The 15,862-nt window shown below is 74.4% G+C and carries 2 protein-coding genes; both read left to right on the top strand.

Annotated elements, in window-relative coordinates; translation table 11 throughout:
• Positions 1-21: 21 nt before the first annotated feature.
• Positions 22-5,052, top strand: a complete 5,031-nt coding sequence (locus ACWDRW_RS11910; RefSeq protein ID WP_451722336.1) for an amino acid adenylation domain-containing protein — start codon at positions 22-24, stop codon at positions 5,050-5,052.
• Positions 5,049-15,836: an amino acid adenylation domain-containing protein gene (locus tag ACWDRW_RS11905; protein ID WP_451722335.1), complete on the top strand. Its 10,788-nt coding sequence runs from the start codon at positions 5,049-5,051 to the stop codon at positions 15,834-15,836. Before ACWDRW_RS11910 ends, ACWDRW_RS11905 begins: the two co-directional genes overlap by 4 nt.
• The last annotated feature ends 26 nt before the right edge of the window (positions 15,837-15,862 follow it).

Below are 15,862 nucleotides of genomic sequence, written 5' to 3'. Positions count from 1 at the left end.
AGGTCTGTGACAGGAGTAACCGTGAACGCCGAACTGCTGTCGGAACGCTTCGCCGAGCAGGCGTTCCGTACCCCGAGCGCGGCCGCCGTCGTGGACGGCGCCAAGGTGGTGACGTACGAGGAACTGGACCGTGCGTCGCTGCGCCTGGCCGCCCGTCTGCGGGACCTGGGCGCGGGCCCGGAGACGCTCGTCGGGGTGGCCCTGCCCCGCAGCGTCGACCTGGTCGTCGCGCTGCTGGGCGTCTGGCGGGCCGGAGCGGGCTACGTCCCGCTCGACCCCGCCCAGCCGCCCGCGCGCCTGACGGAGCTGGTCCGCGAGGCCGGGGCGGCGCTGCTCGTCTCCGGCCCCGAGCTGTCCGCCCTGGCCGCGCGGGCGGGCGCGCGGCACGTCCCGGCGTCCGTGAACTCCGACACGGACTCCGAGCCTGGGACGGCCGACGCCCCCGAGCTGCCCGCCGCCGACCCCGCCGGTGTCGCCTACGCCGTCTTCACCTCCGGTTCCACCGGCAAGCCCAAGGCCGTCGCCGTCACGCACGCGGGCATCGCCAACCGGGTCGGCTGGACCGTCGAGCGGCACGCGCTCGGCGCGGGCGACCGGGTGCTGCACAAGACCACCATCGGCTTCGACGCCGCCGTGTGGGAGATCTTCGCCCCGCTCGTCAGCGGCGGCACCGTCGTGCTCGCGCCGGCGGGCGCCGAACGCGACCCGGCGGCGCTGCTGCGCGCGGTCGCCGCGCACGACGTCACCGTCCTGCAGGTCGTGCCGTCGGTGCTCCGGCTCCTCGTCGAGGAGGGCGACTTCACCGGCTGCGGCTCGCTGCGGCTGCTGTTCTCGGCCGGCGAGGCCCTGCACGCCGAGCTGGTCACGCGGCTGCGCGAGCGGGCCGGAAGCGGCCTGGAGGTGTGGAACACCTACGGCCCCACCGAGTGCTCCATCGACGTCACCGCCCAGCTCGTCGACCCCGGGCTCACCACCGGCCCGGTCCCGATCGGCCGGCCGCTGCCCGGCCTGCGGGTCCTGGTCCTCGACGCCAACCTCGCCCCCGTGCCCGTCGGCGTCCCCGGCGAGCTGTACGCGGGCGGTGTCGGCGTCGCCCGCGGCTACGCGGGCCGCCCCGACCTGACCGCCGAGCGGTTCGTGCCCGACCCGTACGCCGCCGAGCCCGGCGCCCGCCTCTACCGCACCGGCGACCAGGTCCGCTGGCGGGCCGACCGCACCCTGGAGTACCTGGGCCGCCTCGACCACCAGGTCAAGGTCAACGGCGTCCGCATCGAGCCCGGCGAGGTCGAGGCCGCGCTCGCCGCTCACCCCGACGTCACCGGCGCGGTCGTCGTGCCCTACCCCGCCGAGGACGGCGGCAAGCGTCTCGCCGCCCATCTCACCGGCTCCGTCGACCCCGCCGAGCTGCGCGCCTTCCTCGCCGAGCGGCTGCCGGACAGCCATGTGCCCGCCCTCTTCCACGTGCTGGACGCTTTCCCGCTGCTGCCCAGCGGCAAGGTCGACCGCGCGCGCCTGCCCTCCGCCGAGGAGATCACCGCCGCGGGGCAGCCCGCCTTCACCGCCCCGCGCGACACCGCCGAGGAGCTGGTGGCCGGGGTCTGGGCGGAGCTGCTGGGCCAGGACCGGGTCGGCGCCCACGACGACTTCTTCGCCCTCGGCGGCACCTCTCTGCAGCTGACCCGGCTCGCCTCGCGGCTGCGCGCCGCGTCCGGCGAGAAGGTCTCCCTGCGCGGCCTGTTCGCGGCCACGACGGTCGAGGCGCAGGCCCGGCTCATCGGCAAGCCCGTCGCGGACGGGGACGCGATCGTCGCCGTCCCGCGCACCGGCGAACTGCCCCTGTCCTCCGGTCAGCGCCGGCTGTGGTTCCTGGACCGGATGCACCCCGGCAGCCCCGAGTGGGTCGCCCCCCTCTTCCTGCGCCTGCCCGGCTCCCTCGCCGCCGACGACGTACGGTCCGCGCTCGACGCGCTGGCCGCCCGGCACGAGCCGCTGCGCACCCGGTACGTCAGCCAGGGCGGTGAGCCGCGCCAGGTCATCGACGCGCCCGGCGCCCTGGGCGTCGAGCTGCGCGTCGAGGACGCGACCGCCGACGGCGTCGCCGCCCTGTTCGGCGAGCAGTTCGCGCGCGGCTTCGACCTCGCCGAGGGCCCGCTGTGGCGGGCGCTGCTGGTCCGGATCCCGGGCGAGGACCACCTGCTGCTGCTCACCCTGCACCACATCACCTGCGACGGCTGGTCGACCGTTCTGCTGGAGCGGGAGCTGCGCGCGCTGTGCGAAGGGGCCGAACTGCCCGCCCTCGCCCTGCAGTACGCCGACTACGGCTCCTGGCAGCACGCCCGGCTCACCGAGGAGGTCGTCGAGCGGGAGCTGACGCACTGGCGCACCGCCCTGGACGGCATCGCCCCGCTGGACCTGCCCACCGACCGACCCCGCCCGGCGGTCCGCGACCCGCGCGGCGCGGTCGTGCCGTTCCGCATCAGCCCCGAGGTCGCGGGCAGGCTCACCGAGTTGGGCCGCGAGAACGGCGCCACCCCGTTCATGACGCTGCTCACCGCCTACGCGACCCTCGTCGCCCGCTACAGCGGGCAGTGGGACGTGCCGGTCGGCACCCCGGTCGCGGGCCGCACCCGGCCCGAGACCGAGAACATGGTCGGCTTCTTCCTCAACTCGCTGATCGTGCGCTGCGGACTCGGCCCCGAGGTCGGCTTCACCGAGGCCCTCGGCCGGGTCCGGGACGCGGCCCGCGCCGCCCTCGTCCACCAGGAGCTGCCGTTCGAGCGGCTCGTCGACGAGCTGCAGCCCGAGCGCGACCTGTCCCGCACGCCGCTCTACCAGGTCGCCTTCGACCTGCACAGCGAGGGCGTCACCAGTGTCGTCACCGCCGACGCCGACCTCGCCGCGTTCACCGAGGCCTGGCAGGTCGCCAAGACCGATCTGTCGCTGTTCATGCGGCAGACCCCCGACGGCTCGCTGGACGGTGTCCTGGAGTACGCCACCTCACTGTTCGACCGCGCCACCGCCGAGCGGATGACCGGCCACTTCCTCACCCTGCTGGAGCGGGTCGCCGCCGCGCCGGACACCCCGCTCGGCACCGTCGACCTGCTCTCCGCCGAGGAGCGCGGCCGGCTGCTGACCGAGTGGAACGACACCACGTTCCCCTTCGACGACAGGGCCGTCTTCGAGCTCTTCGAGGAGCGGGCCGCCGAGACCCCCGAGCGCACCGCGCTGACCTGCGGCACCCGCACGATGACCTACGGCGAGCTGGACGCCGCCGCCAACCGGCTCGCGCACCATCTGCGCACCCGGGGCGCGGGCTGCGAGTCGCGGGTCGCGGTGCTGCTCGACCGGGGCCCGGAGCTGGTGACCGCGCTGCTCGCGGTGTGGAAGGCCGGCGGCGCCTATGTGCCGGTGGACCCCTCCTACCCGGCCGACCGGATCACCGCGATGTGCACGGCCGCGGGCGCCCGGACGGCGGTCACCTCCGCCGCCTACGCCCACCGCTTCCAGGACTCCGGCGCCCGGCCGCTGCTGGTCGACGAGGACGCCGCCGACATCGCCGTCCGTCCCTCGACGATCCCCGCGCGGAGCCGGGACACCGACCTGGACCGGCTCGCGTACGTCATCTTCACCTCCGGCTCCACCGGTACGCCGAAGGGCGTCGAGGTGCACCACCGGGGCCTCGCCAACCACGTCGCCTGGGCGGCGCGGGAGCTGGCGGGGGAGGACTACGGCGGCGGCGCCCTGTTCTCCTCGGTCGCCTTCGACCTGGTCGTGCCCAACCTGTGGGCGCCGCTGGTCACCGGGCAGCGGCTGTTCCTGCTGCCGCAGGACACCGACATGTCCGAGCTGGGCAAGCGCCTGGCGGAGGCCGAGCCCTTCAGCTTCCTCAAGCTGACCCCCGGTCACCTCGACATCCTGGCGCACCAGCTGAGCCCCTCGCAGGCCGGCGCCCTGACCCCGGTGATGGTGGTGGCGGGCGAGGCCTTCACCCGGGCCACGCTGGAGCGCTGGCGCGAACTCGCCCCGGACATGCGGCTGATCAACGAGTACGGCCCGACCGAGGCCTCCGTCGGCACCTCCGTCCACCCGGTCCCGGCCGACGGCACCGAGGGCATCGCGGACGTCCTGCCGATCGGCCGCCCGCTGCCCAACATGACCATGTACGTCCTGGACGCGGCGCTCCAGCCGGTCCCGGTCGGTGTGACGGGCGAGCTGTACGTCGGCGGCACCGGCGTGGCGCGCGGTTACGCGAACCGCCCCGACCTGACCGCCGAGCGCTTCCTGCCCGACCCCTACGGCACGCCGGGCGCCCGCCTCTACCGCACCGGCGACCTGGTGCGCCGGCTGCCCGACGGTGACGTGGCCTTCCTCGGCCGGATCGACGACCAGGTCAAGATCCGCGGCCACCGCGTCGAACTCGGCGAGGTCCAGGCGGCGCTGGCCGCCCACGCGGGGGTGCGCGAGGCGTACGTGACGACCGTGGACGGCGAACTCGCCGCCTACTGCACCCCGGCCGCGGTCCCGGTCGACGCGCTGCGCGAGCACCTGGCGGAGCGGCTGCCGGAGTACATGATCCCGGCGACCTTCACCGGGCTCGACGCCCTCCCCGTCAACGCCAACGGCAAGATCGACCGGCGGGCGCTGCCCGCGCCGGGCCGGGCCGCCGAGGACGCGGGGCACGTGCCCCCGAGCGGTCCGGTCGAGGAGCGCATCGCCGAGATCTGGACCGAGCTGCTCGGCGTCCAGGCCGGCGCGCACGACAACTTCTTCCACATCGGCGGCAATTCCATCCTCGCCATCCGGCTCATCTCGCACCTCCAGCAGGAGTACGAGATCGACTTCGCCGTCCGCACGGTCTTCGAGGGACCGACCATCGCCCGGCTCGCCGCCGCCGTCGAGGAGCGCGTCCTCGCGCAGATCGACGCGCTGTCCGACGCCGACCTGCTGCGGGACGCCACGCAGCCGACGGACGCGCGGCCCGGCCCCGGCGCGCCGCGGGACGCCACCACGGACCTTTCGACCCACGCATCGCTGAAGGAGCACCAGGCATGAGCACGGGGGAAATCGAGCAGAGCACGGTCTCGGGCGCCGATCCCGAGGCGTTGCGGGCCGAGTTGCTGCGTCGGCGGCTCGCGGGGCGGCGGGGCGGGGCGGCACGGCGCGCGGAGATCACCCGCGCCGACCGGTCCCGGCCGCTGCCGCTGTCGTACGGGCAGCAGCAGATGTGGTTCCTCAGCCGGCTGGAGCCGGACAGCCCCGAGTACCTGGTCCCGCTGGTGCTGAGGCTGCGCGGTGACCTCGACACCGACGCTCTCGGGCGGGCCTGGCAGGGGCTGCTGGAACGGCACGAGATCCTGCGCACCCGGTACGTCCTCGACGGCGACGAGCCCGTCCAGGTCGTCGACGCCCCGCGCCCCACCCCCCTGGAGCTGTCCGAGGCGGCCGGTGACGCGGAGGCCCGCGCCCTCGTCGAGGCCGACCTGGCCCGCCCCTTCGACCTCGGCCGCCACTGGCCGGTGCGCGGGCGGCTGATCCGCCTCGCCGCCGACGAGCACCTCCTCGCCGTCGTCTTCCACCACATCGCCTGTGACGCCTGGTCCACCGGTGTCTTCGGCCAGGAGCTCGGCGAGCTGTACACCGGAGCCACGCCGGCCCCGCTCGCCGTGCAGTACGCCGACTACGCAGCCTGGCAGCGTGCCGAGCTGACCGGTGAGGTCATCGAGCGCCACCTCGGCTACTGGCGGCGCCAGTTGGACGGTCTGACCCCGCTGGACCTGCCCGCCGACCGGCCGCGTCCCGCGGTGCGCGACGGCGCGGGCGCCTCCGTCGCCTTCCAGGTCCCGGACGCCCTCGCGGCCCGGCTGCGCGAGCTGGCCGCCGGTCACGACGCCACTTTGTTCATGCTGTTCCTGGCCGCCTACCAGTCCCTGCTGGCCCGCTGGACCGGCCGCACGGACATCGCGGTCGGCACCGTGGTCTCCGGCCGTGGCCGCCCCGAGCTGCAGCAGCTCATCGGCTACGGCATCAACAGCCTGGTGATGCGCGGCGACCTGACCGGCGACCCCGCCTTCGGCGAGCTGCTGGCCCGCACCCGGTCCACCGTCCTCGACGCCTACGACCACCAGGACGTCGCCTTCGCCCAGGTCGTCGAGGCCATCGGCCCGGAGCGCGACCTGTCCCGCACCCCGCTGTTCCAGGTCGCGTTCACCATGCACGGCGACCGCGGCGCCGCCTTCGCCTTCCCCGGTGTGGACGTCACCCCGTTCGAGGGCTCCGGCAGCGTCGCCAAGTTCGACCTCGACCTCCAGGTCCGTGAGGGCGCCGACGGCTCCCTCGGCGGTCAACTGGAGTACGCCACCGCCCTGTTCGACGAGGCCACCGTCGAGCGCTTCGCCGGGCATCTGCTGCGGCTGCTGGACGCCGTCGCCGCCGACCCGGCCGCGCCCCTGTCGTCGTACGACATCCTCGGCGCCGAGGAGCGGGCCGTGCTGGTCGGCTCCCCGGAGGTGCCCGAGCCGGTGGTCCGGCGCGTGCACGAGCTGTTCGAGGAGCAGGCGGCGCGTACGCCCGACGCGGTGGCCGTCTCCTTCGAGGACGGCGCTCTCACCTACGCCGAGCTCAATGCCCGCGCCAACCGCGTCGCGCACGCCCTGATCGCCCGCGGTGTCGGCCCCGAGACGCTCGTCGGGCTGAGCCTGGAGCGCGGCGCCGAGCTGATCCCGGCGCTGCTCGGCATCCTCAAGTCCGGTGCCGCCTATCTCCCGCTCGACCCCGCCAACCCGGCCGACCGCATCGCCTACATCGTCCAGGACGCGCAGGCGCCGGTGGTGGTCACCACCCCCGAGCACGCCCACCTGTTCGACGTGGACGTGCTGTTCGTCGGCGACGAGGGGGAGCAGCCGGAGACGAACCCGGGCGTCCCGGGCAGCCCCGAGAACCTGATCTACACGATCTACACCTCCGGCTCGACCGGCAGGCCCAAGGGCGTCGCGCTCAGCCACGCCAACGTCGTGCGGCTCCTGGAGCGCGGCCACGAGCACTACGCGTTCTCCGAGACCGACGTCTGGCCGCTGTTCCACTCCTACGCCTTCGACGTGTCCGTGTGGGAGATGTGGGGTGCCCTGCTGTTCGGCGGGCGGCTCGTCGTGGTGCCGTACGCGGTGACCCGTTCGCCGGAGGAGTTCCTCGACCTGCTGGTGCGCGAGAAGGTCACGGTCCTCAACCAGACGCCGACCGCGTTCCGCTCGCTGATCGGCACCGACGCCGAACTCTCGCTGCGCGCGGTCGTGTTCGCGGGCGAGAAGCTGGAGGTCTCCGAACTGCGGCCGTGGACCGAGCGGTTCGGGCTGGACCGGATCGCCCTGGTGAACATGTACGGGATCACCGAGACGACCGTCCACACCACCTACCACCGCCTCACCGAGGCCGACCTCGACCCGCAGGCCGGCAACCCCGTCGGCCACCCGCTGGCCGACCTGCGGGTCTACCTGCTGGACGGCGACGGCCTGCTCGTCCCGGTCGGTGTGCCGGGCGAGATCCACGTCGGCGGCCCGGGTGTGGCCCGCGGCTACCTCAACCGGCCGCGGCTGACCGCCGAGCGGTTCGTGCCCAACCCCTACGGCCCGCCCGGCTCCCGGCTCTACAAGAGCGGCGACCTGGCGCGCCGACTGCCCGACGGCAGCCTGGAGTTCCTCGGCCGCATCGACGACCAGGTCAAGATCCGCGGCTTCCGCATCGAGCTCGGCGAGATCGAGACCGCCCTCGCCGCGCACCCCCGGGTCCGCGACGCCGTCGTCCTGGTCCGCGAGGACACCCCCGGCGACAAGCGCCTGACCGCCTGGGTCACCCCGGCGGGCGACACCGCCCCGACCCCGGCCGAGCTGCGCTCCCACCTGTCCGGGCAGCTGCCCGAGTACATGGTCCCGGCCGCCTTCGTGGCCCTCGACGCGCTGCCGCTGACCACCAACGGCAAGCTCGACAAGCGCGCCCTGCCCGCCCCGGGCCAGGACGCCCTCGGCGCCTGCGGGTACGTCGCCCCGCGCACGGTCGCCGAGGAGCGCATCGCCGAGGTGTGGGCCGAGGCGCTGGGCCTGGAGCGGGTCGGTGTCGAGGACGGCTTCTTCGAGCTGGGCGGCCACTCCATCCGCGCCGTCAGCCTCGTCGGCCGGCTGCGCGCCCTCGGCTACGACCTCGCCGTCCGGGACGTCTTCGAGCACCGTACGGTCGCCCGGATCGCCGAGCTGGTCACCGGCCGCCCGGCGCCCGCCGAGGCGGTCCGTACCGTCGAGCCGTTCGCCCTGGTCCCCGACGCGGACCGGGCGCAGCTGCCCGAGGGCCTCGCCGACGCCTACCCGCTGTCGCAGGTGCAGCTCGGCATGGTCGTCGAGATGCTCACCGACGACGGCAAGCACCCGTACCACAACGTCACCTCCTTCCGGATCCGCGACGAGCGCCCCTTCTCCCTCGACGCGCTGAAGGAGGCCGCCGCGGTCGTCGTCGCCCGCCACGAGGTGCTGCGCACCTCCGTCGCCCTCACCGGCTACTCGGTGCCGCTCCAACTGGTGCACGCCGACGCCGAGATGCCGGTCGGCGCCCGGGACCTGTCCCACCTCACCGACGACGAACTCCAGGCGTCCTTGCGTGAGTTCACCGTCGTCGAGCGAGCCCGCCTGTTCGACCTGGCCACGCCTCCGCTGCTGCGCCTGTACGCGCACACGGCCGCCGACGGCAGCTGGTGGATCACCAACACCGAGTGCCACGCGATCCTCGACGGCTGGAGCCACCACTCCCTGCTGATGGAGGTCCTGACCGAGTACGACCGGATCCGCGACGGCCGGGAGCCCTCCGAGGCCCCCGTCCCGGCGGTCCGCTTCGCCGACTTCATCGCCGCCGAACTGGACGTGCTGGACTCCGCCGACTCCCGCGCCTACTGGCAGGGGATCGTGGACGGGCACGCCCGGCTCACCGTCCCCGCCCCCTGGCGCGGCGACCCGGACGACACCGGCGCCCCCTACCGGGTGGCCGTGCCCTTCCACGACCTGGAGGAGCGGCTGCGCTCCCTGGCCGCCAAGGCCGGCGCCTCCCTCAAGAGCGTCCTGCACGCCGCCCACCTGAAGACGCTGAGCATGCTCACCGAGGAGGAGCGCTTCTTCTCCGGCCTGGTGTGCAACGCCCGGCCCGAGATCCTCGGCGCCGACCGCGTCTACGGCATGCACCTCAACACCCTGCCGTTCGCCCACGACCGCGACCACGACACCTGGCGCGAGCTGGTCGCCGCCGTGTTCGCCCGCGAGATCGAGCTGTGGCCGCACCGCGCCTTCCCGATGCCGGTCATCCAGCGCGATCTCGCCGACGGCGAGCGGCTGATCGACATGCGTTTCAGTTACCACGACTTCGACCAGGTCGACCGCGAGCAGGTCGACTACCTGGCGAGCATCGACGACAGCCCCACCGAGTTCCCGCTCGGCGTCTCCGCCCGCGTCGGCCACCTCGTCCTCACGACCTCCCCGCGCGCCCTCGGCCGCACCGGCACCGACCGCCTCGCCGCCATGCTCCGCCAGGTCCTGGAGGCCATGGCCGCCGACTCCGAGGGCGACGCCCGCGCCACCTTCCTGCCCGAGGGCGAGCTGGACCGGCAGCTGGTCGAGTGGAACGCCACCGCCCACCCCGCCGAGACCCGGACCGTGCTCCAGCGCTTCGAGGAGCAGGCCGCCCGCACCCCGGGCGCCGTCGCCGTCCGCCACGCGGGAGGCACGCTCTCCTACGGCGAACTCGACGCCCGCGCCAACCAGGTGGCCCACCACCTGCGCGCCGAGGGCGTCGGCGCCGAGTCCCGGGTCCTGGTGCGGCTGGACCGCGGCCCCGACCTGCTGACCGCGCTGCTCGCGGTGTGGAAGGCGGGCGGCGCCTACGTGCCCGTGGACCCGTCCTACCCGGCCGACCGGGTCGAGGCCGTGCGCGCGCTCTCGGGCGCCGCGCTCACCCTGACCGCGCTGCCCGCCGACGCCCTCGTCAACCGGCCCGTGCACGCCCCGGACCGGACGGACGACCTGGACCGGCTGGCGTACGTCATCTTCACCTCCGGCTCGACCGGCACGCCGAAGGGCGTCGAGGTGCACCACCGGGGCCTGGTCAACCACGTCGCCTGGGCCGGCCGCGAGCTGGCCTCGCGCGGGGAGGGCGGCGCCCCGCTGTTCTCCTCCGTCGCCTTCGACCTCGTCGTCCCCAACCTGTGGGCGCCGCTGGTCACCGGGCAGGCCGTGCACACCGTCGCGGGGGACGTCGACATGGCGGACCTCGGCGAGACGCTCGCGGCCTCGGCACCGTACAGCTTCGTCAAGCTCACCCCCGGTCACCTGGACGTGCTGGCCCAGCAGTTGACCGCCGAGCAGGCGGCCGCGCTGGCGCCGGTGCTGGTGGTCGCCGGCGAGGCGTTCACCCGGGCCACCCTGGAGCGCTGGCGCGCGCTCGCCCCGGACGTGACGCTGATCAACGAGTACGGCCCCACCGAGGCCTCGGTCGGCACCACGATCCACCCGGTCCCAGAGGACGCCGACACGGACGTCCTGCCGATCGGGCGTCCGCTGCCGAACATGACGACGTACGTCCTGGACACGGCGATGCGTCCGGTGCCGGTCGGGGTCACGGGTGAGCTGTACGTCGGCGGTACCGGGGTGGCGCGCGGGTACGCGGGCCGTCCGGACCTGACCGCCGAGCGGTTCGTGCCGGACCCGTACGGCGAGGTGCCGGGCGCCCGGCTGTACCGCACCGGTGACCTGGTGCGCCAACTCGCTGACGGGAACGTCGAGTTCCTCGGCCGGATGGACGACCAGGTCAAGATCCGCGGCTACCGCGTCGAACTCGGCGAGGTCCAGGCCGTCCTAGGCGCCCACCCGGACGTCCGTGACGTCTTCGTCACCACGGCCGACGGCGAGCTCGTCGCCTACTGCACCCCCGCGACGGTCACCGCCGACTCCCTGCGCGCGCACCTGGCGGACCGGCTGCCCGAGTACATGGTCCCGGCCGCGTTCGTCGCGCTGGACGCCCTGCCGCTGAACGCCAACGGCAAGGTCGACCGGCGCGCCCTGCCCGCCGTGGACCCGGTGGCCGCCGTGCACGACGGCTACGTCGCCCCGCGCACCGTCACCGAGGAGCGCATCGCCCAGGTCTGGGCGCAGGTCCTCGGCCTGGAGCGGGTCGGCGTCGAGGACGGCTTCTTCGAGATCGGCGGCCACTCCATCCGTGCCGTCGCCCTCGTCGGCGCGCTGCGCCAGGCCGGCTTCGACATCGGCGTCCGCGACGTCTTCGAGCACCGCACGGTCGCCGAGCTGAGCGAGTTCCTCACCGGCCGCCCTGGGCGCACCGAGGTGGACACGCCCGTCGAGCGGTTCGCCCTGATCTGCGACGAGGACGAACAGAAGCTGCCCGCCGACGCGGTGGACGCCTATCCGCTCACCCAGGTCCAGCTCGGCATGGTCCTGGAGATGCTCGCCGACCGGACCCAGGCCGCCTACCACAACGTCTCCTCGTTCCGGATCACCGACGACGACCGCCCGTTCTCCGCCGCCGCCCTGCGCACCGCCGCGGCCACCGTCGCCGCCCGGCACGAGCTGCTGCGCACCTCCTTCCACCTGGACGGGTACACCGAGCCGCTCCAGGTCGTGCACGCCGACGCGACCGTCCCGGTCGCCGTCCACGATCTGACCGGCCTCGACGAGACCGCCCGCCGGGACGCCGTCCAGGAGTTCATCGCCGCCGAGCGCGCCGATCTGTTCGACCTGGAGCGGGCCCCGCTGCTGCGGATGACCGCGCATGTCGAGGGCGACGGCGCCTGGCGGCTCGGCCTCACCGTCTGCCACGCCATCACCGAGGGCTGGAGCCACCGGGCGCTCCTCATGGAGCTTCTCGACGAGTACCGCCGCGCCCGCGACGAGGCCGCCCCGGCCGAGCTGCCGGCGCCCACCGTCCGCTACGCCGACTTCGTCGCCGCCGAACTGCGCTCCCTGGACTCGGAGTCGGACCGCGGCCACTGGCAGGACGTCACCGGCCGGTACGCGCGCTTCGCCCTGCCCTCCGCCTGGGCGGGCGACCGCACCGCCCCGCGCGAGCGGTTCCGCGTCGCCGTCGAGCTCCGCCCGTACGAGCAGGGGCTGCGGGCGCTCGCCACGCGGGCCCGGGTCTCCCTCAAGAGCGTGCTGCTCGCCGCCCACCTGAAGGCGCTCAGCCTGCTCACCGAGGAGGACCGCTTCCACTCCGGGCTCGTCTTCAGCGCCCGCCCCGAGGCCCCCGGCGCCGACCGCGTCTACGGCATGTACCTCAACACCCTGCCGTTCGCCTTCGACGCCGACCGCGACCGCACGTGGGAGGAGCTGGTCCGCGAGGTCTTCGCGCACGAGGCGGGCATGTGGGAGCACCGCCGCTACCCGATGCCGGCCATCCAGCGCGACGCGGGCCTGGAGCGGCTGCTCGACGTCCGGTTCAGCTACCAGGACTTCGACCACGTCGACACCGAGCGCGTCGACGTCGGCGACAGCTCCGGCGAAGGGGCCACCGAGTTCGACCTGGCCGTCTCCGCGGTCTCCGGCTACCTGTTGATGACCACCCACACCCACGCCCTGTCGAGGGAGCACGCCGACCGGCTCACCGCCCTGTACGCGGGTGTCCTCACCGCCATGGCGACCGACCCCACCGGCGACGCCCGGCTCGTCCCGCTGCCCGCGCAGGAGCTGCACCGCCAGCTGGTGGAGTGGAACGACACCGCGCACGAGGCCGAGACCGCCACCGTGCTCCAGCGCTTCGAGGAGCAGGCGGCCCGCGTCCCGGACGCCCCGGCCGTCGCCCTCGGGGACGAGACGGTCACGTACGCCGAGCTCGACATGCGCGCCAACCGCCTGGCCCACGCGCTGCGTTCGCGCGGCGTCGACGCCGAGGCCCGAGTGGCCGTCCAGCTCGACCGGGGGCCGGACCTGATCGCCGCACTGCTCGCGGTGTGGAAGGCGGGCGGCGCCTACGTGCCGATCGACCCGTCCTACCCGGCCGAACGCGTCGCCGCGATCGTCCGCACCTCGGGCGCCGCGGTGGCGCTCACGCAGACGGAGTACGCGGACCGCTTCGGCGGTACGGACGTCCTGCTCGTCGACTCCGACCTCGGATCCGCGCCGGCCACGCCTCCGGTCCGCACCGACGACCTGGACCCGCTGGCGTACGTCATCTTCACCTCCGGCTCGACCGGCACGCCCAAGGGCGTGGAGGTGCCGCACCGGGGCCTGGTCAACCATGTCGCCTGGGCGGCGCGCGAGCTGGCGTCGCGGGGCGAGGGCGGCGCGCCGATGTTCTCCTCGGTCGCCTTCGACCTGATCGTCCCCAACCTGTGGGGGCCGCTGGTCACCGGGCAGCGCGTGTTCACCGTCGGGCAGGACACCGAGCCCGGCATGCTGGGGCGGGCGCTGCTCGCGGGTGCGCCGTACGCGTTCATCAAGCTCACGCCGGGCCATCTGGACCTGCTCGCCGAACAGCTCACCACCGAGCAGGCGCAGGAGCTCGCCGGGGTCATGGTCGTCGCGGGCGAGGCGCTGCCCGGCGCGACCGCGGACCGCTCCCTGGACATCCTCGGCCCGGGCCGGCTGATCAACGAGTACGGGCCCACGGAGGCCTCCGTCGGTTCCACGGTCTTCCCGGTCGTCGAACCCGTCGCCCGGGACGTCGTCCCGATCGGGCGTCCGCTGCCGAACATGACGACGTACGTCCTGGACACGGCGATGCGTCCGGTGCCGGTCGGTGTGGCGGGCGAGCTGTACGTCGGCGGTACCGGGGTGGCGCGCGGGTACGCGGGCCGTCCGGACCTGACCGCCGAGCGGTTCGTGCCGGACCCGTACGGCGAGGTGCCGGGCGCCCGGCTGTACCGCACCGGTGACCTGGTGCGCCAACTCGCGGACGGGAACGTCGAGTTCCTCGGCCGGATGGACGACCAGGTCAAGATCCGCGGCTACCGCGTCGAACTCGGCGAGGTCCAGGCGGTGCTCGCCGCCCACGCGGAGGTGCGCGACGCCTTCGTCACCGTCCACGAGCCGGTGCCGGGGGACCGGCGCCTGGTCGCGTACTGGACGCCGGCCGCGTCCGCCGCGCCCGACGCCGAGACCCTCGCCGCGCACTGCGCCCTGCGCCTGCCCGACTACATGGTCCCGTCGGCCTTCGTCGCCCTGGACGCCCTGCCGCTGAACGCCAACGGCAAGGTCGACCGGCGTGCCCTGCCCGCCGTGGACCGCGGCGCCCTGCGCACCGGCACCGACCACGTGCCGCCGCGCACGCCCACCGAGCTGACCCTCGCGGGCATCTGGTCCGACGTCCTCGGCGTCGAGCAGATCGGCGTCCACGACCGGTTCTTCGACCTCGGCGGCCACTCGCTGCTGATGATCAAGGTGCTGGCGGCGGCCCGGGCTGCCGGGCTCACGGTCTCGATCTACCGCATGTACCAGCACGACACCCTGATCGACCTGGCGGCGGCGATCGACGAGGACATGGCGGAGGCCGCGCCGGCCGTGCCGGAGGCCGTACCGGAGGAGCCCGAGGCTCCCGCCACGGGCACCGTCCAGGTGCCCGCCGAACTCCTCGCCACCCTGCTGCGGCAGGCTCAGGCGGGAGCCGCGGACCCCGCCGCACTCGCCCGGGCCGCGGCACTGCTCGGCCCGGCCACCACTCCGCACTTCTCCGCCCGGCGGGAGTTCGCCGACGGCCTCACCGCCGTCATGGCCGACCACCACGTCCCCGGAGTCGCCCTCGCGGTGCTGCGGGACGGCGCCCTGGCCGACGTACGCGGACACGGCCTGCTCGTCGCGGACGGGGAGGCACCGGTCACCGACCGGACCCTGTTCCAGGTCGGCTCGATCAGCAAGCACGTCACCGCCTTCGCCGCCGTACGGCTGGTGGACCAGGGCGTGCTCGACCTGGACGCGGACGTCAACACCCTGCTGACCTCCTGGAAGCTGGCCGACGACCCGGCCGCGCCGGGGCCGGTCACCGTGCGCCAGCTGCTCGGCCACCGCGCCGGACTCGCCCGGCACCGCAGTGTCGGCTTCAAGCCCGGCGAGCAACTGCCGACCCTGCTCGACCTGTTGGAAGGCCGCCCGCCGGTCAGCACCCCGCGCGTGCGCCGGGAACTGCCGCCCGGTGAGGTGTTCCGCAAGAGCAGCACCCACTACTGGGTGCTCCAGCAAGTTCTCGAGGACGTCACCGGCGAGGACTTCGAGACGCTGATGCGGCGCCTGGTCCTGGATCCGCTGGGCCTCGCCGACACCAGCTTCGACCAGCGGTTCCCGGAGACCTCCGGGCTGCCGGCGGCACACGGCCACGACGCCCACGGCACCCCGCTCGCGGGCGGCTGGCGGGGCCGCGCCCACCTGGCCGCCGCGGGCCTGTGGACCACGGCCGGGGACACCGCCCGGCTGGTCCTCGCCGTACGGGACGCCCTGCTCGGCACCGAGGGCGCGCTCGTCGGCCAGGCAAGCGCGCGGGAACTGCTGGCGGGTGAGTCCGGCACGTTCTACGGGCTCGGCACCATCGTCGACGACAGCGGCGACGACCTGGAGTTCGGGCACGGGGGCGAGCCCTCCGGCTACTGGAACATGGCGATCAGCAGGCTGCACGCCGGCACCGGCTTCGTGGCCCTGACCAACGCCGACTCCGGCAAGGCCGTGGTCAAGCACCTCACCGCCGAACTCGGCCGGGACGACGCCCGGTTCGGCAGCGGACGGCTCGCCGCCGACTGGCGCGGCGAGGGCGACGCCGGCGAACTGCCCGCCGTACTGGCGCCGGTCGTCACCGACGAGGACCGCGCATGACCGTCCCGGCCCGCATCCCGACCTCC

This window comes from Streptomyces sp. NPDC003635, assembly GCF_053587635.1.
This window is presented reverse-complemented; position numbering and strand designations above follow the sequence as displayed.

Excerpts from the sequence above, each read along its gene's own strand:
- ACWDRW_RS11905 (WP_451722335.1), top strand. The coding sequence starts at position 5,049 with ATGAGCACGGGGGAAATCGAGCAGAGCACGGTCTCGGGCGCCGATCCC.